The sequence below is a fragment of the Variovorax paradoxus genome (genome assembly GCF_009498455.1).
Classification (GTDB): domain Bacteria; phylum Pseudomonadota; class Gammaproteobacteria; order Burkholderiales; family Burkholderiaceae_C; genus Variovorax; species Variovorax paradoxus_H.
The window spans coordinates 3223668-3242965 of sequence record NZ_CP045644.1; the positions used below are offsets into that span (position 1 = coordinate 3223668).

The 19298-nt window shown below is 66.6% G+C and carries 22 protein-coding genes, 3 tRNA genes and 1 pseudogene; 19 read left to right on the forward strand and 7 right to left on the reverse strand.

Features of this window, described 5'->3' with window-relative positions; genetic code table 11:
- The first annotated feature begins 68 nt into the window (after window positions 1–68).
- Window positions 69–770: an aspartate/glutamate racemase family protein gene (locus tag GFK26_RS14765; RefSeq protein ID WP_153282595.1), complete on the forward strand. Its 702-nt coding sequence runs from the start codon at window positions 69–71 to the stop codon at window positions 768–770.
- Here the strand turns inward: GFK26_RS14765 and GFK26_RS14770 are convergent.
- Entirely contained in the window at window positions 767–1693 is a 927-nt protein-coding gene (locus GFK26_RS14770) for an alpha/beta fold hydrolase (RefSeq protein WP_153282596.1), read from the reverse strand. The two genes, GFK26_RS14765 and GFK26_RS14770, sit on opposite strands and share 4 nt — an antisense overlap.
- Window positions 1694–1811: 118 nt before the next feature.
- On the opposite strand from GFK26_RS14770, the gene GFK26_RS14775 reads away from it, so the two are divergent.
- The 4 genes from GFK26_RS14775 (at window position 1812) to GFK26_RS14790 (ending at window position 4450) form a co-directional block, all read left to right on the forward strand.
- Window positions 1812–2873 (forward strand): aldo/keto reductase, encoded by a 1062-nt coding sequence (locus tag GFK26_RS14775; RefSeq protein ID WP_153282597.1) that lies wholly within the window; start codon window positions 1812–1814, stop codon window positions 2871–2873.
- Between the two features lie 17 nt (window positions 2874–2890).
- Entirely contained in the window at window positions 2891–3382 is a 492-nt protein-coding gene (locus GFK26_RS14780) for an aminoacyl-tRNA deacylase (RefSeq protein WP_153282598.1), read from the forward strand.
- A 70-nt stretch (window positions 3383–3452) separates the two neighbouring features.
- Window positions 3453–4088 (forward strand): glycerol-3-phosphate 1-O-acyltransferase PlsY, encoded by a 636-nt coding sequence (plsY, locus tag GFK26_RS14785; RefSeq protein WP_153282599.1) that lies wholly within the window; start codon window positions 3453–3455, stop codon window positions 4086–4088.
- Between the two features lie 8 nt (window positions 4089–4096).
- Entirely contained in the window at window positions 4097–4450 is a 354-nt protein-coding gene (locus GFK26_RS14790) for a RidA family protein (protein WP_070062404.1), read from the forward strand.
- Window positions 4451–4460: 10 nt separating this feature from the next.
- On the opposite strand, the gene GFK26_RS14795 is transcribed toward GFK26_RS14790, so the two are convergent.
- Window positions 4461–5102, reverse strand: a complete 642-nt coding sequence (locus GFK26_RS14795; RefSeq protein ID WP_153282600.1) for a retropepsin-like aspartic protease family protein — start codon at window positions 5100–5102, stop codon at window positions 4461–4463.
- A gap of 7 nt (window positions 5103–5109) precedes the next feature.
- Entirely contained in the window at window positions 5110–5595 is a 486-nt protein-coding gene (locus GFK26_RS14800) for a YajQ family cyclic di-GMP-binding protein (RefSeq protein WP_099791661.1), read from the reverse strand.
- A 43-nt stretch (window positions 5596–5638) separates the two neighbouring features.
- Between GFK26_RS14800 and murB the strand changes: the two genes are divergently transcribed.
- Window positions 5639–6691, forward strand: a complete 1053-nt coding sequence (gene murB / locus GFK26_RS14805; RefSeq protein ID WP_153282601.1) for a UDP-N-acetylmuramate dehydrogenase — start codon at window positions 5639–5641, stop codon at window positions 6689–6691.
- 4 nt (window positions 6692–6695) lie between these two features.
- A complete protein-coding gene (locus GFK26_RS14810; protein ID WP_153282602.1) occupies window positions 6696–7529 on the forward strand; it encodes a glycine-rich domain-containing protein in 834 nt (277 codons plus the stop codon).
- Window positions 7530–7619: 90 nt separating this feature from the next.
- Here the strand turns inward: GFK26_RS14810 and argG are convergent, their stop codons facing one another.
- From argG to GFK26_RS14830, 4 genes are all read right to left on the reverse strand, one after another.
- Window positions 7620–8960, reverse strand: a complete 1341-nt coding sequence (argG, locus tag GFK26_RS14815) for an argininosuccinate synthase (protein WP_099791655.1) — start codon at window positions 8958–8960, stop codon at window positions 7620–7622.
- Window positions 8961–8975: 15 nt separating this feature from the next.
- A complete protein-coding gene (locus GFK26_RS14820) occupies window positions 8976–9302 on the reverse strand; it encodes a pyrimidine/purine nucleoside phosphorylase (protein WP_119553910.1) in 327 nt (108 codons plus the stop codon).
- A gap of 126 nt (window positions 9303–9428) precedes the next feature.
- Window positions 9429–10058 (reverse strand): hypothetical protein, encoded by a 630-nt coding sequence (locus tag GFK26_RS14825; protein ID WP_153282603.1) that lies wholly within the window; start codon window positions 10056–10058, stop codon window positions 9429–9431.
- A gap of 58 nt (window positions 10059–10116) precedes the next feature.
- A complete protein-coding gene (locus GFK26_RS14830) occupies window positions 10117–10470 on the reverse strand; it encodes an ArsC family reductase (protein WP_153282604.1) in 354 nt (117 codons plus the stop codon).
- Window positions 10471–10506: 36 nt separating this feature from the next.
- Here GFK26_RS14830 and folC point away from each other — a divergent pair, with 36 nt between their 5' ends.
- The 12 genes and pseudogenes from folC (at window position 10507) to GFK26_RS34480 (ending at window position 19178) form a co-directional block, all read left to right on the forward strand.
- Window positions 10507–11814: a bifunctional tetrahydrofolate synthase/dihydrofolate synthase gene (folC, locus tag GFK26_RS14835; protein ID WP_153282605.1), complete on the forward strand. Its 1308-nt coding sequence runs from the start codon at window positions 10507–10509 to the stop codon at window positions 11812–11814.
- Window positions 11815–11886: 72 nt separating this feature from the next.
- Window positions 11887–12760, forward strand: a pseudogene (locus GFK26_RS14840) (SPOR domain-containing protein).
- Between the two features lie 35 nt (window positions 12761–12795).
- The gene (locus GFK26_RS14845) at window positions 12796–13281 is read left to right on the forward strand and encodes a CvpA family protein (RefSeq protein ID WP_056571675.1); all 486 of its coding nucleotides are present in this window, start codon (window positions 12796–12798) and stop codon (window positions 13279–13281) included.
- A gap of 12 nt (window positions 13282–13293) precedes the next feature.
- Window positions 13294–14796, forward strand: a complete 1503-nt coding sequence (gene purF, locus GFK26_RS14850; RefSeq protein WP_153282606.1) for an amidophosphoribosyltransferase — start codon at window positions 13294–13296, stop codon at window positions 14794–14796.
- Between the two features lie 24 nt (window positions 14797–14820).
- The gene (locus GFK26_RS14855) at window positions 14821–16044 is read left to right on the forward strand and encodes an O-succinylhomoserine sulfhydrylase (RefSeq protein ID WP_153282607.1); all 1224 of its coding nucleotides are present in this window, start codon (window positions 14821–14823) and stop codon (window positions 16042–16044) included.
- An 11-nt stretch (window positions 16045–16055) separates the two neighbouring features.
- Entirely contained in the window at window positions 16056–17444 is a 1389-nt protein-coding gene (gltX, locus tag GFK26_RS14860) for a glutamate--tRNA ligase (RefSeq protein ID WP_153282608.1), read from the forward strand.
- A 36-nt stretch (window positions 17445–17480) separates the two neighbouring features.
- A tRNA-Ala gene (locus tag GFK26_RS14865) sits at window positions 17481–17556 on the forward strand.
- Window positions 17557–17607: 51 nt separating this feature from the next.
- A tRNA-Glu gene (locus tag GFK26_RS14870) sits at window positions 17608–17683 on the forward strand.
- 70 nt (window positions 17684–17753) lie between these two features.
- Window positions 17754–17830: transfer RNA gene (locus GFK26_RS14875), tRNA-Asp, on the forward strand.
- A gap of 329 nt (window positions 17831–18159) precedes the next feature.
- Window positions 18160–18474, forward strand: coding sequence for a hypothetical protein (locus tag GFK26_RS14880; RefSeq protein ID WP_153282609.1), 315 nt, complete (start codon window positions 18160–18162; stop codon window positions 18472–18474).
- Window positions 18475–18594: 120 nt separating this feature from the next.
- The gene (locus tag GFK26_RS34475; protein WP_265590141.1) at window positions 18595–19101 is read left to right on the forward strand and encodes a JAB domain-containing protein; all 507 of its coding nucleotides are present in this window, start codon (window positions 18595–18597) and stop codon (window positions 19099–19101) included.
- Between the two features lie 5 nt (window positions 19102–19106).
- Window positions 19107–19178: a hypothetical protein gene (locus GFK26_RS34480; RefSeq protein ID WP_265590142.1), complete on the forward strand. Its 72-nt coding sequence runs from the start codon at window positions 19107–19109 to the stop codon at window positions 19176–19178.
- The last annotated feature ends 120 nt before the right edge of the window (window positions 19179–19298 follow it).

Here is a 19298-nt window from a genome sequence, read left to right on the forward strand (position 1 = left end):
ACGAAGATTTGTGCGCTTGCATATCCGCACGCCGGATAACCCGCGCGAGCTTTTGTAGGATGCGGCGCATGACCCTGCACATCGGAATCGTCGGCTGCTCCGCCGAAGGCGCGGCCCTTTGCTACAAGACCATCTGCATCGAGGGCGCCGCGCTGCTCGGCCCGCATGCGCACCCCGAGGTGTCGATGCACACGCCCTCGCTCGCGGAGTACACGCGCTGCCTGGATGCGGGCGACCTGGCGGGCGTGGGCGAGCTGATGCTCGGCTCCGCGCACAAGCTCGCCGCGGCGGGCGCGGACTTTCTGATCTGCCCCGACAACACGATCCACCAGGCCTTCGATCACGTGGCGCCGCGTTCGCCGCGGCCCTGGCTGCACATCGCCGAGGTGGTGGCCGATGAGGCCGTGCGGCGGGGCTTTCGCCGCATCGGCATCACGGGCACGTGCTGGCTGACCGACAGCGAGGTGTATCCCGAGAAGCTCTCGGCGCGCGGCCTTGAATACGTTCGCCCCACCATCGACGAGCGCGCCGAGATCGGCCGGATCATCATGGACGAGCTGGTCTGCGGCATCTTCAAGCCCGAGGCCGTGGCGACCTTCCAGCGCGTGATGCAGCGCCTGAAGGACGAGGAGGGCTGCGACGCGGTCGTGCTCGGCTGCACCGAGATCCCGCTGATCATGAGCGACGCGAATTCGCCGCTGCCGACACTCGATTCGACGCGGCTGCTGGCGCGCGCGGCCTTGCGCCGCGCCACGCAGAAATCAAACTAGGCCAGGAAGTCTTCGATCAGCTGCGCCACGCGCTGCGGCTGGTCGTGGTGCAGCATGTGGCCCGCGTCGGCCAGCTGCTCGATGCGCACCGAGGGCACGGACTTCAGCCGCTCGTGGAACTCGGCGAGCGTGTAGCGGGCCTTCCACCAGCCGTGCAGGCTGTCGTCCGAGGCTTCGACCATCAGCGTCGGCGCGGTGATGCGCGCATAGAGCGCCAGCGTCTCGTCGACGCGGAAGATGTTGGCGTTGACGATCTTGTGCGCGGCCTCGCCGAGGATCTGCCAGCGCGTGCTGCCGTCGGCTTGGGGCTGCTGCGCCGACCAGTGGCTGGCCAGCCAGTCGGCCTTGTCTTGCGTGAGGCGCGGGTTGGTCTTCATGAGGCGGCGCGCCACGCCGTCCAACGCCGAGTAGCCCGCGAGCGCCTTCTCGCCGCGGTGCAGGCCCTTGAGCTCGTCGATCCACTGGCCGTAGCGCGCGGGCGCCTCGTCGGGCTGGCGCGCGGGCATGCCGAAGCCCTCGAGGTTGACGAGGCGGCGGATGCGCGCAGGGCGCACGCCCGCGTAGTGCATGGCGACGTTGCCGCCCATGCTGTGGCCCACGAGATCGACCGGGCGCGCATCGTCGCCTTCGCCGGCGTAGTGGTCGAGCAGCCATTCGAGGTCGGCCAGGTAGTCGGGCAGCCAGTAGTTGTCGACGCCGCCGCCGTCGGTGAGGCCGAAGCCGCGCCAGTCGGGGGCGATGATGAAACGGTCGTCCTTCAGCGCGTCGACCACGAACTGCCAGGAGGCCGCGACGTCCATCCAGCCATGCACCAGCACCAGCGGCGGGCGCTCGCTCGACGGCCGGCCCCAGAGGCGGACGTGGTAGTTCAGGTTGCGCACGGGCACGAATTCGCTGCGCGAGGGGCGGAGGGCTTGGTACATATGGCGGTCGATGATACGGAGAGGCCGCGCCGCGCGCAGTCCGCCACAGGACAGGGCGACGCTCGGTTTCTCGGCGGCAGGCCAGCGCGTGCCGTGCGGGCGCGCTAGCATTCCGCGCATGAAAAAGATTCCACTCGGTCAGAGCGACCTCCACGTCACCCCGATCTGTCTCGGCACCATGACTTTCGGCGAGCAGGTCGATGAGCCCACGGCCCACGCCGTCTTGCACCGTTCGCTCGAACGCGGCGTCGACTTCATCGACACGGCCGAGATGTACGCGGTGCCGGCAAGCAAGGAAACCTGCGGCGCGACCGAAGCCATCATCGGCAACTGGTTTGCCGCCAACCCCGGCACGCGCCAGAAGATCACGCTGGCGACCAAGGTGGCCGGCCCTTCGCGCGGCATGCCCTGGGTGCGCGAAGGCACGGGCATGACGCCGGCCGACATCGAGGCCTCGTGCCACGGCAGCCTGCGCCGCCTGCAGACCGACGTGATCGACCTGTACCAGATCCACTGGCCCGAGCGCCACGTGCCGGTGTTCGGCAACATCCACTACAACCCCGAGAAGGAAACCTCGCAGACGCCGATTCATGACCAGCTCGAAGCGCTGGGCAAGCTGGTGAAGGCGGGCAAGGTGCGCACCATCGGCCTGTCGAACGAGACGCCCTACGGCGTGCACGAGTTCGTGCGGCTGGCCGAGCAGCACGGGCTGCCGCGCGTGGTGTCGGTGCAGAACGTCTACAACCTCGTGAGCCGCGCGCACGAGAACGCGCTCGACGAGACCATGCACCGGCTGGGCGTGTCGCTGCTGGCGTATTCGCCACTGGCCTTCGGCCTGCTCACGGGCAAGTACGACCAGAGCGGCATCGAGGGTCCCGACGCGCCGAAGGGCGCGCGCATCTCGAGCTACGAGTCGGTGCGCAAGCAGCGCTGGGGCAAGCCCGACGCGTTGCGCGCAGCCAAGCGCTACAACCAGCTCGCGCGCGACCACGGCCTGAGCCCCACGCAGCTCGCGCTGGCCTTCTGCTACACCAAGTGGCAGGTGGCGAGCACGATCATCGGCGTGACCTCGGTGGCGCAGCTCGACGAAGACCTGGACGCCTACGGCACCACGCTGTCGGCCGAAGTGCTGGCCGAGATCGACAAGATCCGGCTGGACATCCGCGACCCCGCTGCCTGACCGGGGCAATTGAGCAAGTGAGCAAGAAGGCCCACGTCTCCGAAACGCCCGCGACCCAGTGGCTGCGGGCGAACCAGGTCGCCTTCACCGAGCACCCGTACGAGTACCTGGCGCACGGCGGCGCGCAGCACAGCGCGCAGGTGCTGGGCTTCGACCCGTTCACCGTGGTCAAGACGCTGGTGATGCAGGACCAGGACGCCAAGCCGCTGATCGTGCTGATGCACGGCAACCGCACGGTGTCGACCAAGAACCTCGCGCGGCAGATCGGCGCCAAGTCGGTCGAGCCCTGCAAGCCCGAAGTGGCGCAGCGCCACAGCGGCTACATGGTGGGCGGCACCTCGCCCTTTGGCACGCGGCGCGAGATGCCGGTCTACATCGAAGAGGCCATCCTCGCACTGCCGAAGATCGCGATCAATGGCGGGCGGCGCGGCTACCTCGTCGGCATCGATCCGCAGGTGTGCGTGAGTCTGCTGGGCGCCCAGCCCGTGCAATGCGCGCTGGCAGAATAGCCGGCGTTTGCTTTTTCCCGCCGGGCACGCAGCCGGCGGCGCACAACAACAAGTTCCCCGGAGACCCGCCTTGAGTTTCGATCTGCCTTCAATCATTGCCATCGTGGCGTCGTACCTGATCGGTTCGCTGTCGTTTGCGGTCATCGTGAGCAAGTCGCTCGGCATGGCCGACCCGCGCAGCTACGGCAGCGGCAACCCCGGCGCCACCAACGTGCTGCGCTCGGGCAAGAAGGGTGCGGCGCTGGCCACCTTGCTGCTCGATGCGGCGAAGGGCTGGCTGCCGGTGTTCCTCATTCGCCAGTTTGGCGCGCAGTGGGGCTTGGGCGAGGGCGTGGCGGCGCTGGCGGGCCTGGCGGCCTTCCTGGGCCACCTGTACCCGGTGTTCTTCGGCTTCCAGGGCGGCAAGGGCGTGGCGACGGCGGCCGGCGTGCTGGTGGGCATTGCGCCCTGGCTGGGGCTCGCCACGGGCGCGACCTGGCTGATCATCGCGGTCTTCTTTCGTTACTCGTCGCTGTCCTCGCTGGTGGCGGCGTTCTTTGCGCCGGCCTACTATCTGATCGGCGGCAACATCGCGTGGCCGCTCGACCGCACGGTGCTCGTCGCGATCATCGTCATGAGTCTGCTGCTGATCTGGCGGCACCGCGAAAACATCCGCCGGCTCGCGGCCGGCACGGAGTCGAAACTCGGCTCGAAGAAAAAGGCTTGAACCTCACCATGGCATCCATTACCCGCTTCCACGTCGGCCCGCGTCTGTCCGAGACCGCGGTGCACAACGGCACCATCTACCTCGCGGGCCAGGTGCCCGACGACACCACGCAGGACATCCGCGGCCAGACGGCCCAGGTGCTCGGCATGGTCGACCGCCTGCTGGCCGAGGCCGGCAGCGACAAGTCGCGCATCCTCATGACGCAGATCTTTTTGGCCGATATCGGCGACATCGGCGCCATGAACGAGGTGTGGGACGCGTGGATTCCGGCCGGCAACACGCCGCCGCGCGCAACCGTGGAGGCCAAGATGGCCAACGCGGCTTACAAGATCGAGATCGTGGTGACGGCCGCTCAGGCCTGATCACAGGAGGTCAGTACCGCTTCTCGAGAATCATCTCGTCGGCATCGCGCCGCATCGAGAAGCGATTGAGAAAGCTGTTGCCCAGCAGCACATACGGCATGGGCTGTTGCGAGACGATGGCGTCGATGTCGTAGACCTCGACGTCGCCCACGCGCACGCTTTGCAGCCGCAGTCTGTAGCCCGGGGCGTTGCCGTTGGCGGTGCGCATCTGCACCAGCTGTCCCTTGCTGTAGTCGAGCCCGATGCGCTGGGCGTCGACTGCCGACAGCGCAATGGTGGTCGCGCCCGTGTCGAGCATGAAGGTGACGGCGCGGCCGTTGATCTGGCCCTGCGTCATGTAGTGGCCCCGGCTGTCGGCCGGCAGCACGATGCGGTTGCCGCTGCTGGCAACGCCGCCCCGGCCGATGCTCACGGGCGAATCCATGCGCAGCGAAAAACGCTTGCCCGCCGATTCGACCACCGCCTGGTCGGCCAGCAGCGACACCAGCTTGACGCCCTGAAAGGTTTCCCCGACCGCCACCGTCTTGGGCGGCGCGCCGTTCACGATGAGGATGGCGCGGCTGCCGATGGAGCCGGTCAGCGTGACCGAGTCGGCGGCGTGCGCCCCCAAGGCCGCGGCCGAGCACAGCGCCGCGACGAGGAGCGCCTTCATGCGCGAATCAGTCGCGGAAGTTGTTGAAGGACACCGGCATGTCGGGCACGTCCTTCTTGATGAGGGCCATGGCGGCCTGCAGGTCGTCGCGCTTGGCGCCGGTGATGCGCACGGCATCGCCCTGGATCGCGGCCTGCACCTTGAGCTTGCTGTCCTTGATGATGCGGGTGATCTTCTTGGCCTGCTCGGTCTCGATGCCGTTCTTGATCTTGATGACCTGCTTGACCTTGTCGCCGCCCATCTTCTGGACGTCGCCCTTGTCGAGAAAGCGCACATCGACGCTGCGCTTGGTGAGCTTGCTGCGAAGGATGTCTTCGACCTGCACGAGCTGGAACTCGGCGTCGCCGATCATCGTGATCTCTTTGTCCTTGAGCTCGACGGCAGCGGCGGTGCCCTTGAAATCGAAGCGTGTGCCGATTTCCTTGGCGGTGTTTTCCACCGCATTCTTCACTTCGGGCAGATTGGGCTCGCAGACGGTATCGAAAGACGGCATGGGCACTCCTGGAGGCACGGGGACTGAATGCGACAATTCTCCCATGATCGTGGAGTCCAATGTCCCGCTGCAGCCCTACAACAGCTTCGGCATCGTCGCGCGTGCGCAGCACCTGGCGCGCATCGCCGGCGAGGCCGACCTGGTCGCGCTGCACGCCGACCCCGCCTGGCGCAATGAACCCCGTTTCGTGCTCGGCGGCGGCAGCAACATCGTGCTCACGGGCGACGTCAAGCCGCTGGTGCTGAAGGTCGAGATCAAGGGGCGCCGGCTGGTCGAGGAGACGCCGCGCGCCTGGATCGTCGAGGCCGGCGCCGGCGAAACCTGGCACGACACCGTCGAATGGATGGTGCGCAGCGGCTACCCGGGGCTCGAAAACCTGGCGCTCATCCCCGGCACCGTGGGCGGCGCGCCGGTGCAGAACATCGGCGCCTACGGCGTCGAGCTGCAGGACCGCTTCGACTCGCTCGACGCTTTCGACCTCGAAACCGGCCGCGCCTTCACGCTCGACGCCGCGCAGTGCGCCTTCGGCTACCGCGACTCGGTCTTCAAGCACGTGCGCAGCGGCCCGAACGACTTCGGCCTGGCGGGCCGCGCGGTCATCACGCGGGTGCGCTTCCGGCTGCCGAAGCCGTGGAAGCCGGTGGTCGGTTACCTCGACCTCGAACGCAAGATGGAAGAAACCGCCAACTTCACGCCCACCGCGGTCGACATCTTCGAATGGATCTGCGCCATCCGACGCGCCAAGCTGCCCGACTGGCGCGTGCTGGGCAACGCCGGCAGCTTCTTCAAGAACCCGACGGTCACGCCCGAGCAGTGCGCCGACATCATCGCGCGCGACCCCAAGATCGTGCATTACCCGATGGACGACGGCAGCATCAAGCTCGCGGCCGGCTGGCTCATCGACGCCTGCGGCTGGAAGGGCAAGTCGGTCGGCAACGCCGGCGTCTACGAAAAGCAGGCGCTGGTGCTGGTCAACCGCGGCGGCTCGGCCAACCCGGTGACCGGCGGCGAGGTGATGACGCTGGCCAAGGCGATCCAGACCAGCGTGTACGAGCGCTTCGGCATCCGGCTGGAGCCGGAGCCCGTGGTGGTCTGACGCGGTGGATCTCGACTTCCTGCACCTGAACTATCGCCGGCGCGTCGCCGCGCTGGGCTGGGCGCAGCTTGTCGTCATCGTGGCGGGCATCGCCTCGGTGTTTCTGGTGCGGGCGGGCTGGTGGGGATCGGTGCTGCTGATCCTCGCGGCCCTCTGCTTCGCGGTGCTCCTGAGCCAGATCGAACTCAGTCTGCGCCGCCAGTTCATCCGCGAGGCCCGGCTGCCGCCGTTCCTCATCGGCAAGTTGCAGCAGGCGCATCCGCAACTGAGCCGGCGCGACGCCGAGCTGGTGCTGCGCGGGTTGCGGCAGTTCTTCATGGCGCACCTGCGCAGCAACCGCAAGTTCGTCGCCATGCCTTCGCGGGTGGTCGACACGGCCTGGCACGAGTTCATCCTGCACACGCAGGGCTACCAGAACTGGTGCAAGGCGGCTTTCGGCGGCATGCTGCACCACAGCCCGGCCGAGGTGCTGGGCCAGGATGCGCGGCGCAACGACGGCCTGCGCCGCACCTGGTACTGGGCCTGCAAGGAAGAGAGCATCGACCCGCGCAATCCGGCGCGGCTGCCGCTGCTGTTTGCGCTGGACATCAAGTTCGCGATTGCGGGCGGCTTTCACTACATCGCCGATTGCCGGGCGATCGAACGTGCGACCGGCACCGACGCGCACTGCGGCACGAGCTTCGGCGATGCGTCGTCCGACGGCGGCAGCTCGGGCGATGCCGGAGGCTTCGGCGGCAGCGAGTCGGGCGGGGGCGGCGATGGCGGCTCCAGCGACGGTGGTGGCGCCTCCGATGGGGGCGGTGGATGTGGTGGCGGTTGCGGAGGCGGCGGCGACTGACGCCAGCGCACCTCCCAAAGAAAAACGGGCCGCGAGGGCCCGTTCGTCATGGCAGCCCTTGCGCGTGGCAAGGGCAGGCGGATCGCTCGATCAGCTCGCGTCGCCGTCGTTCGCCAGCTTCGGCAGCGAGGCGCCTTCGCCCGACGACAGCAGACCCACGCGGGTGTAGATCGCCAGCTTCTCGCGCGTGTCGACGATGTCCAGGTTGCGCATCGTGAGCTGGCCGATGCGGTCCAGCGGCGTGAAGGCGCCTTCGACCTTTTCCATGCTCAGGCGCTCGGGCTTGTACGTGAGGTTGGCCGACTCGGTGTTCAGGATCGAATAGTCGTTGCCGCGGCGCAGCTCGACCGTCACTTCGCCGGTGATGGCGCGCGCCACCCAGCGCTGCGCCGTCTCGCGCAGCATGATGGCTTGCGGGTCGAACCAGCGGCCCTGGTACAGCAGGCGGCCCAGGCGGCGGCCGTTGTCGCGGTACTGCTCGATGGTGTCTTCGTTGTGGATGCCGGTGACGAGGCGCTCGTAGGCGATGAACAGCAGCGCAAGGCCGGGGGCCTCGTAGATGCCGCGGCTCTTGGCCTCGATGATGCGGTTTTCGATCTGGTCGCTCATGCCCAGGCCGTGGCGCCCGCCGATGCGGTTGGCTTCGAGGATCAGGTCGACCAGGTTGGCGTAGCGCACGCCGTTCAGCGCAACGGGCACGCCTTCTTCGAAGCGCACCGAGACGGTTTCGCGCTTGACTTCGACTTCGTCCTTCCAGAAGGCCACGCCCATGATGGGCTGAACGATCTGCATGCCGCTGTTCAGGTGCTCGAGGTCCTTGGCTTCGTGGGTGGCGCCCAGCATGTTCGAGTCGGTCGAGTAGGCCTTCTCGGACGACATCTTGTAGGCGAAGCCGGCCTTCTGCATGAACGCCGACATTTCGGCGCGGCCGCCCAGCTCGTCGATGAAGACCTGGTCGAGCCAGGGCTTGTAGATCTTCAGCGCGGGGTTGGTGAGCAGGCCGTAGCGGTAGAAGCGCTCGATGTCGTTGCCCTTGTAGGTGCTGCCGTCGCCCCAGATGTGGACGTCGTCTTCCTTCATGGCCGACACCAGCATGGTGCCCGTCACGGCGCGGCCCAGCGGCGTGGTGTTGAAGTAGGTGACACCGGCGGTGGTCACGTGGAAGGCGCCGGCTTGCAGGGCGGCGATGCCTTCGTTGGCCAGCTGCACGCGGCAGTCGATCAGGCGGGCGTTCTCGGCGCCGTAGAGCATCGCCTTGCGCGGGATCTCGTCGTAATCGGGCTCGTCGGGCTGGCCGAGGTTGGCGGTGTAGGCGTAGGGGACGGCGCCCTTCAGCTTCATCCAGTGCAGCGCCGCGCTGGTGTCCAGGCCGCCCGAGAAGGCGATGCCGACCTTCTGGCCGGCGGGAACGTTTTGGAGAATGGTCGACATGTCAGGGGTTCCGTTTCAACCGAAGTGGCAGATATAGCTGTAGGGCTCGCCAGTCACGCGGATCTGGAAGCTGGAGTTGCCCGGGATGCTGAACTTCTGGCCGGGGCCCGAGGCGATCCATTCGCTGGTGCCTGCGAGCTGGTATTCGCAGCTGCCGCCGGCGCCTTCCATGATTTCAGGCGCGCCGGTGTTGAAGGTGAGGGTGGACGGCAGGATCACGCCGACCGATTTCTTAGTGCCGTCCGCCAGCGTGAGGTTGTGGCTCACGCACTTGCCGTCGAAATACACATTGGCCTTGGTGGCCACTGCGGCGCTGTTGATGGTGTCGGTAGTCGTCGTCATTGGATGGATGGCGCCGGCGCCTGCGCGTTCGGCGGATCGAGGGACGCGCCGCGGCAGCAGCACCCCCGGGGTTGGAGAAGCCCTCGATTTTAGGGGCTCGGGAGAGCCGGCCCGCCGCGGGGGAACTCAGTAGCGCCAACCGTGGCGGTGGCCGCCCCATCCGCGATGGCCACGGTAGTAGCCGCCACCGCCCCAGCCGCGCGAATAGCCCAGGTTCAGCGAGATGCCGACGGGCGGGTAGGCATAGGGCTGCGCGTACGGATACGTGTAGGCGGGCTGCACGTAGACGGGCGGGGCATACACCGGGGCCGGCTGCGTGTAGACCGGCGCCGGCGCGTTGGACACCACCACGCCGGGCTCCGGCACGACGCTGTCCCACGGGGAATTGGCACCCTGTTGATACTGCCCCTGTGGGTACTGCTGGTACGGCTCCTGGTACTGCTGGCCGTTGTTGGCCTCGACCGGATAGGGCTGCAATTGCGACTGGGGCTGGACCGGCGCGGTGGTCACGCCATAGGCGCTGGCCTGGATCGGAATGGTGGCGCCCGGCCGGCTGTTGGTGCGCGTCGTGTACTGCCGGCCCTGGTATTCGTAGGTGACGTTGTAGCTGACGTCGCTGCCGGTCGTTTCGCGGATCGGCGTGGCGGAAATCACGCGGGCCTGGACCACTTGCTGGGCCTGCGCGACGCTGGCGCCTGTGGCCAGCAGGCCGGCCGCCGACAGCCCCGTGAGGATGCGAAAAACGTGTCTGTTCATGGTGTTCTCTCCTGCAGATCGGGGTTGGAGGCCCGCCGGCGGGACGGGGTTCCGGGGTTTACACGGCGTTCACAGCCCAGCTTGGCGCGTCGAAACCGGTCGTTACGCCGGTTTTCGGGCCCCAGTCGACCACCGGCCGCTTGATCAGGCTGGGGTTGGCCAGCAGCACGGGGCGGGCCGAGGCGGCGTCGACCACGGCGTCGCGGGTGGCCTCGTCGAGCTTGCGCCAGGTGGTGCCCTTGCGGTTGACCAGCGCCTCCCAGCCGGGGGTCTTGAGCCAGCGGTCGAGTTCGGCTTCGGGCACGCCCTGTTTCTTGAAATCGTGGAAGGCGTAGGCCACGCCATGGTCGTCGAGCCAGGCGCGGGCGCGCTTGACGGTGTCGCAGTTCGGGATGCCGTATAGGGTTGTCATGGCCGCCATGATGCCGCGAGTGACGGGTCGGCGACAATGCCGGCCTCCATGGAAACCCTGAACGACTGGCTCGCGCGCGCCGAGCACCTTCATCCCGACAAGATCGAGCTCGGGCTCGATCGCGCCAAAGAAATGGCGCAGCGTCTGGGCCTGCGTTTCGACTGCCCCGTCATCACGGTGGCGGGCACCAATGGCAAGGGCTCGACCTGCGCCATGCTCGAGTCGATCCTCACGCACGCGGGTTACCGCACCGCCGTGTTCACCTCGCCGCACCTGGTGCGCTTCGAGGAGCGGTTGCGGCTCAAGGGCGAAGCGGTCGATGCTTCCAAACTGATAGCAAGCTTCGACGTGGTGGAGAAGGCGCGCGGCGACATGGCCCTGACCTACTTCGAGTTCACCACGCTCGGCATCCTGCATTGCATGATCCAGGAGAAGCCCGACGTGGCGATCCTCGAGGTCGGCCTGGGCGGCCGGCTCGACGCGGTGAACATCATCGACGCCGACTGCGCGGTCATCACCAGCATCGACCTCGACCACATCGAATACCTCGGCCCCGACCGCGAAAGCATCGGCTTCGAGAAGGCCGGCATCCTGCGCGCCGGCAAGCCGGCCATCGTGAGTGACCCGGTGCCGCCGCAAAGCGTCATCGACCACGCGAACGCCATCGGCGCCGACCTGTGGCGCTTCGGGCACGACTTCAACGTCTCGGGCGACAAGCAGCAGTGGGGCTGGTCGGGCCGCGGACGGCGCTACAGCGGGCTGGCCTATCCGGCGCTGCGCGGCGCCAACCAGTTGCTCAATGCGGCGGGCGTGCTCGCGGCGCTCGAGGCGCTGCGCCCGCAGCTGCCGATCACGGCGCAGGCCGTGCGCAACGGGCTCGCGATGGTCGAGCTGCCGGGCCGCTTCCAGATCGTGCCGGGTGAGCCCACGCTGGTGCTCGACGTGGCGCACAACGCCCACGCCGTCGCGGCGCTGGCCGAGAACCTCGACGCCATGGGTTTTTCGCCCACCACGCACGGCGTGTTCGGCGTGATGGCCGACAAGGACCTCGCGCCCATCCTCGCGCGCATCGGGCCGCTGATCGACCGCTGGTACTTCACCGACCTGCCCACGCCGCGCGCCGCCAAGGCGGCCGATCTGCTGGCCGCGTGGCAGGCGCAGAACGCGCGCGCCGACGCCTCGGGCAGCGTGCATGCGAGCCCGATGGACGCCCTGCGCGCGGCCATCGAGCAGGCAGGTGCCACTGATAGAATCGTGGTCTTCGGATCGTTCTTCACCGTGGGTGGCGTCCTCGAAAACGGCACCCCCCGGCTGCAAGCCAAACACCTGCTGCCAGGCGGCTGATCGTCGGGCTGTCCACACCCATCCGGCACCATCGGGCACCACCTCGCTGCACTCCTCCAGGGATCGAACTTCATGGCGTTTTTCAAGTTCCGCGCGCGCGGCCCACAAGGCAACGAAGGACGCAGCGCCCCCGCGGCGGTGCCGGCGGAAAGTGTCGAAACCATGCGCCGGCGTGCGCGCCATCGGCTGCTTGGCGCGGCGGTGCTGGTGCTGGTCGGCGTGATCGGCTTCCCGCTGCTGTTCGACACCCAGCCGCGCCCCGTGCCGGTCGACATCCCGATCGAGATTCCCGACCGCAACAAGGCCAAACCGCTGCCCGTGCCCGCCACGCCGGCACCCGCGACCAGCAGCGCGCCTTCTTCCTCGTCCGATGGCAGCGCCCGCGTGGCCGCGGCCTCGTCGGCCGGCGGCGTGATCACCGAGACCGCCGACGGCACCGTGATCGAGCCCGGCGCGACCGTGCCCGCCACCCCGGCAGCCCCCAAGCCCGCCGTCGAGCCGAAGAAGCCCGAACAAGCCGGAGCCGAAACCCGAGCCGAAGCCTGAGCCCAAACCGGAACCCAAGCCAGAGCCGAAAAAGCCTGAACCGAAGCCCGAGGCCAAGCCGAAGCCGGAACCCGCCAAGCCCGCCGCCAATGCCGACGACGGCGCCCGCGCCCGCGCGCTGCTCGACGGCAAGCCGCCCGCCGCCGCGCCCAAGCCGGCCGCCGACGACAACGGCCGCTTCGTCGTGCAGGTCGGCGCTTTTGCCGATGCCGACAAGGCGCGCGAAGTGCGCCAGAAGCTCGAGCGCGCCGGCCTCAAGACCTATGTGCACGTGGCCAAGACGACCGACGGCGAGCGCACGCGTGTGCGTGTCGGACCGTTCGCCTCGCGTGCCGAGGCCGAGAAGGCTGCGGACCGGGTCAAGGGCTTGTCTTTGGCCGCGGCCATCCTCACGTTGTAAGCACCGTCATCGCCCGCTGCCTGTAGCTCATTGCCGTGGCCCTGCTCGACTGGATCGCCATCGCGCTCATCGTGCTGTCGATGCTGTTCGGGCTGGTGCGCGGCCTCGTGTTCGAAGTGATTTCGCTGATCGGCTGGGTGGCCGCCTTCCTCGTGGCCCAGTGGGTGGCCTCCGACGTGGCAGCCTGGCTGCCGTTCGGCGACCCGCAGGCCACCTGGCGCTATCCGCTGGCCTTTGTGCTGGTGTTCGTGGCGGTGGCATTCGGCGTGGGGCTGGCGGCAGCCCTCACGCGCAAGTTGATCGCCGCGGTCGGCCTGCGGCCGGTGGACCGGATTTTGGGAGCAGCGTTCGGCGCGGCACGGGGGGCAGTGGCCCTGCTCGTGCTGGCGGTCGTTGTTCATTTGCTGGCGTTGAGCGACAGTGCCTGGTGGCACGAATCGCGCAGCGCCATTGTTCTCGATGCGGCATTGCAGGGCCTTAAACCCTCGCTGCCTGAAAAGTTGGCAAGCTACCTGCCCTGAGAGGAATCGTTCATGTGTGGAATCGTCGGCGTTGTCAGCAACGCACCCGTCAACCAGCTGCTCTATGACGCGCTGCTGCTGCTGCAGCACCGTGGCCAGGACGCGGCCGGCATCGTGACCTTGCTGGAACGCAAGTTCTTCATGCACAAGGCCAAGGGCATGGTGCGCGACGTGTTCCGCACCCGCAACATGCGTGCGCTGCCGGGCAACGTGGGCCTGGGCCAGGTGCGCTACCCGACCGCGGGCAACGCCTACAGCGAAGAAGAGGCGCAGCCCTTCTACGTGAATGCGCCTTTCGGCATCGTGCTCGTGCACAACGGCAACCTGACCAACGCGCATGCCCTGCGTGCGGAGCTGTTCTCCACCGACCACCGCCACACCAACACCGAGAGCGACTCCGAAGTGCTGCTCAACGTGCTGGCCCACGAAATCGAGCGTTCATCGCGCGGCGTGCCGCTGCACCCGGCCGAGGTCTTCGCCGCCGTCAAGAACGTCTACAAGCGCCTGCGCGGCTCGTACGCCGTGGTCTCGCTGATCGCCGGCCACGGCCTGCTGGCCTTCCGCGACCCCTACGGCATCCGCCCGCTGTGCATGGGCCGCAGCGCCGACGGTACCGTCATGGTGGCCAGCGAATCGGTCGCGCTCGAAGGCTCGGGCCACGTGTTCGAACGCAACATCGAGCCGGGCGAAGCCGTGTTCATCGACCTCGAAGGCAACGTGCACTCGATGCAGTGCGCCGAGGGCGCATCGCTCAACCCGTGCATCTTCGAGTTCGTGTACCTCGCGCGTCCCGACTCGGTGCTCGACGGCATCTCGGTCTACCAGGCACGCCTGAACCTCGGCGAAACGCTGGCCAAGCGCGTGGTCTCGACCGTGCCGCCAAACCAGATCGACGTGATCATTCCGATTCCCGAATCGAGCCGCCCGAGCGCCACGCAGCTCGCGCACCTGTTGGGCATTCCGTACCGCGAAGGCTTCGTGAAGAACCGCTACGTGGGTCGCACGTTCATCATGCCGGGGCAGGGCGTTCGCAAGAAGTCGGTACGCCAGAAGCTCAACGTGATCGCCAGCGAGTTCAAGGGCCGCAACGTGCTGCTGGTCGACGACTCGATCGTGCGCGGCACCACCAGCCGCGAGATCGTGCAGATGGCGCGCGACGCCGGTGCCCGCAAGGTCTACCTGGCCAGCGCCGCACCGCCGGTGCGCTACCCCAACGTCTACGGCATCGACATGCCAACCAAGGACGAACTCGTGGCGCACGACCGCACCGTCGAGGAAATCCGCGAACTCATCGGCTGCGACGCGCTGATCTACCAGGACGTCGACGCCATGAAGCGCGCCATCGGTTCGCTCAACCCGAAGCTTGCCGGTTTCGATGCCTCGTGCTTCGACGGCGTGTACGTGACGGGTGACATCGACACCGAAGCCATCTCGCGCATGAACGGCAACCGTCCGCGCATCGAGGAAAACGAAGAAGACGCTTCGCGCCTCGCCCTGCCGAACCCCAGCGAGTAAAAAAAGAAAGAAGAGAGGGCCGACGTGAGCGACAACGAACGCACCCTGCCGCCCGGCCTGCACCGCGACACCCTCGCGCTGCGCACCGGCCTGGCACCCAGCCAGCACGGCGAGCACTCGGAGGCTCTGTTCCTCACGAGCGGCTTCGTGCAGCCCGACGCCGAAACCTCGGCCCGCCGCTTCGCCGGCACCGAGGCCGGTTTCACCTACTCGCGCACGTCGAACCCCACGGTCGCCAGCTTCGAGCAGCGCCTGGCCGCGCTCGAAGGCACCGAGGCCGCCATCGGCGCCTCGACCGGCATGGGCGCGATCCTCATGATGTGCATGGGCCTGCTCAAGGCCGGCGATCACGTGATCTGCTCGCGCTCGGTGTTCGGCTCCACGCTGAACCTGTTCGGCAAGGAGTTCGCCAAGTTCGGCGTCGAGACCACCTTTGTCTCGCAGACCGACGTGACCGAATGGCGCGCGGCGCTCAAGCCCAACACCAAGCTGCTGTTCGCCGAGACCCCGACCAACCCGCTCACGGAAGTCTGCGACATCCAGGCGCTGGCCGACCTGGCCCACGGCGCGGGCGCCTTGCTCGCGGTCGACAACTGCTTCTGCACGCCGATCCTGCAGCGCCCCGCCGAACTGGGCGCGGATCTCATCATCCATTCGGGCACCAAGTACCTCGACGGCCAGGGCCGCGTGATGGCGGGCGCGATCTGTGGTCCGTCGAAGCTCATCGTCGACGTCTTCGGCCCCGTGGTGCGCACCGCCGGCATGGCGCTGTCGCCATTCAATGCATGGGTCGTGCTCAAGGGCATGGAAACGCTCGGCATCCGCATGAAGGCGCAATGCGCAAATGCAATGGCCGTGGCGCAGTGGCTCGAGCAGCAGCCCGCGGTTGCACGCGTGTACTACCCCGGTCTTGCCTCGCATGAACAGCACGAACTCGCGATGCGCCAGCAGTCGGGGCAGGGCGGGGCGGTGGTGTCGTTCGACGTGGTCGGCGACACGCCCGAAGCCGCGCGCGCCAACGCCTTCCACGTGATCAACAGCACGCGCGTGGTGAGCATCGCCACCAACCTCGGCGACACCAAGACCATCATCACGCATCCCGGCACGACCTCGCATGGCCGTCTCACCGAGGTGCAGCGCCAGGCCGCCGGCATCAGCCAGGGGCTGATTCGCCTCGCGGTCGGCCTCGAATACATCGACGACATCACGGCCGACATTTCGCGCGGCCTGAGCACCCTGACATCCTGATTCTTCATTTCATGACCGGCAAAGTTCGCACCCGCATCGCACCGTCTCCCACCGGCTTTCTTCACCTGGGCACGGCGCGCACCGCACTCTATTCGTGGGCCTATGCGCGCCACCACGGCGGCGAGTTCGTGCTGCGCATCGAGGACACCGACGTGGCCCGTTCCACGCAGGACTCGACCGACCAGATCCTTGCGTCGATGCACTGGCTGGGCCTCGACTACGACGAAGGTCCGATCTACCAGATGCAGCGCCTCGAGCGCTACCGCGAAGTCATCGCGCAGATGCTCGCGGCCGGCACGGCCTACCACTGCTACTGCACGCCGGCCGAGCTCGATGAGATGCGCGAAGCGCAACGCGCGCGCAACGAGAAGACGCTGTACGACCGCCGCTGGCGTCCGGCGCCGGGCAAGGTGCTGCCGCCCGTGCCCGAAGGCGTGCCGCCCGTGGTGCGCTTCTGCAATCCGCCCGAAGGCGACGTGACGTGGAACGACCTCGTCAAGGGCGAGATCACCATCAACAACCGCGAGATCGACGACCTCATCATCCTGCGTCCTGATGGTGTGCCGACCTACAACTTTGCGGTGGTGGTCGACGACTGGGACATGAACATCACGCACGTGTTCCGCGGCGACGAGCACATCAACAACACGCCGTGGCAGATCAACATCTTCCGCGCGCTCGGCGCACCGCTGCCTCAGTTCGGCCACGTGCCCGTGATCCTCGGCGACGACGGACAGAAGCTCTCCAAGCGCCGCGGCGCCGTGAGCGTTACCGCCTACGAAGACAACGGTTACCTGCCCGAAGCCATGCTCAATTACCTCGCGCGCCTCGGCTGGAGCCACGGCGACGACGAGCTGTTCACGCGCGAGCAGATGGTGAGCTGGTTCGACGGCACGCACCTCTCGAAGAGCCCCGCGCAGTGGGATGCAGCCAAGCTCGCGTGGGTGAACGCGCAGTACATCAAGGCCAAGAGCGGCGACGAACTCGCACCGCTTGTTGCAGCGCAGTTGCAAAAGCGAGGCATCGTCGCCGACGCGCGTTTGCCTGCGATCTGCGCACTGTTCAAAGACCGCTGCGATACGACTGTGGCGCTCGCTGGTTGGGCTGCGGCCTTTTATGCAGACATCGAAGTGAGCGATGCAGACCGCGCGCAGCACATCACCGATGCAGTGAAGCCTGCGATCGCAACGCTCGTTGAAAAATTGATGACGGTCGCCTGGGAGAGGGCCGCAATCGCAGTTATGATCAAGGAAGTCCTCGCGACACACGCGCTGAAAATGCCCGTGTTAGCGATGCCAGTACGAGTGCTTGTGATGGGAACATCGCAGACACCGTCCCTCGATTCAGTGCTCGAAATTTTTTCCCGCGAAAAAGTTATCGAGCGATTGAAAAAGGCCTGAAAAATCGGGCTATAATTCGAGGCTCGACACCCACACGGGGGTATAGCTCAGCTGGGAGAGCGCTTGCATGGCATGCAAGAGGTCATCGGTTCGATCCCGTTTACCTCCACCATCAAAGTGTCGAGAAGGTTAGAGATGCTGATCGCAGCACGTCCAAGGTTTTGACCCTATCGTCTAGAGGCCTAGGACACCACCCTTTCACGGTGGCTACCGGGGTTCGAATCCCCGTAGGGTCGCCAGTTTCACTTCGGTGAAGCAGGCACGAGTTGTCAACACTCGGTTCCGCAAGGAGCGAACGTTGATCTACCAGGAGTGGTAGTTCAGTTGGTTAGAATACCGGCCTGTCACGCCGGGGGTCGCGGGTTCGAGTCCCGTCCACTCCGCCACAAACATAAGCGCCATGCGGTTTACAGCTGCATGGCGCTTTTTTACTCCCTTTCCTACCCCCTTTTTGAGCTGGACTGGCTTGGATGGGGTTGGACGACAAGGTAGTAAAAAAGTTAGGTTGCGGGGCGGGTTGGGCGCGGTAGGAATTGCGCGCAGCAGGCTGTACTGTCTGGGAATGCCCCAGGAAAACACCACCGAGATGCAAACCCCGACAGCAGAAGGAACGGGAACACGCCGACAGCGCAAGGCTCGCAGGCGCCGAGAGGAGCCGGATGTGTTGCCGGTCGGTCGCGGAACGCGACATCTCATGCCGGAGTCGCTACGGCACATGCAAGAGCTCTTCGAGCTACTCCCCCGCTTGAAGCTGGACGCCAACGGAGATCCCGACCCGCGAGCTACCGATGGCGCAGTTCTGAATGGGCTTATTCTGCACGCGCAAGCTGCGGCTGCCGCCATGAACTTGGGCATGTCGGCGGTAGGTTCCATGATGGCCTATGCCGCGCCAGAGTGCGAGGACAAGACGATCAGCTCCGACGCGATCGAGGCGCTTGGCTGGTTGCTCGCGGAACTCGGCGCCATCACGGCGCTCATGATTCGCCTGGCCGCGCTCTGCAAGCCAGTTTCGGGGCAGGCTGCGCACTGACCGCGCGGAGCAAGGCGCCGCGTGGGTTGATCGACATTTGCGCCTCCGAATTCCCGCCCCTGATACCAATTGCTGGACAGCAGTGCGAGTGCGCTCTCCGACTGCGACCTCTTGGCCATCGTGCTCCTCACGGGCGCACCCGGAAAAAACGTTCGAGCGTTGGCGCGCGGATTGTTGGATGAGTTCGGTGACCGCGCGGGCCTCCTGTATGTGTCACCCGATCAACTCGCGCAGGTCGAGGGCTTGCGTCCTTCTTCCCGACGCGCAGAGTTGGTGACCGTGCTGGAGTTGGCGCGACGCGCGCTGTCCCAGAAGCTGCGCGAGAAGCCGATGCTGAGCACATCGAATACGGTGAAGAAGTTCCTGCAATTGCATCCGCGGCGCATCGACCACGAAGTGTTCGCCGTGACACTTCTGCGCTCGCAACAACAGTTCATCGAAATGAAGGTGCTGTTTCGCGGCACCTTGATCCAGACGGCGGTCCATCCGCGCGAGGCCGTGAAGAGGGCGATGGGAGCAACGCGGCAACCGTGGTGCTCACTCACAACTATCCCCGCGGAAACGTGCAGCTCTTCCAGAGCCGATGAGACGATCACACACGCAAGATCGATGAGCCGCTGCGCTTGATCAACGTGAGCGTTCTCGACCATGTCGTCGTTGCACGAGGCGCGGCGTACTCGATGGCGGAGATGGGAATCTTGTAGCGAAGGTGTTGAGCACGCACCGTTGCGTCTCCCCGCGTTCGAGGCGCGCCCACCATCGGATCGCGTCGACGCGAAAACAACTTCAAAAAAACCGCACAACCAGGCATGCGTGCATCGGCA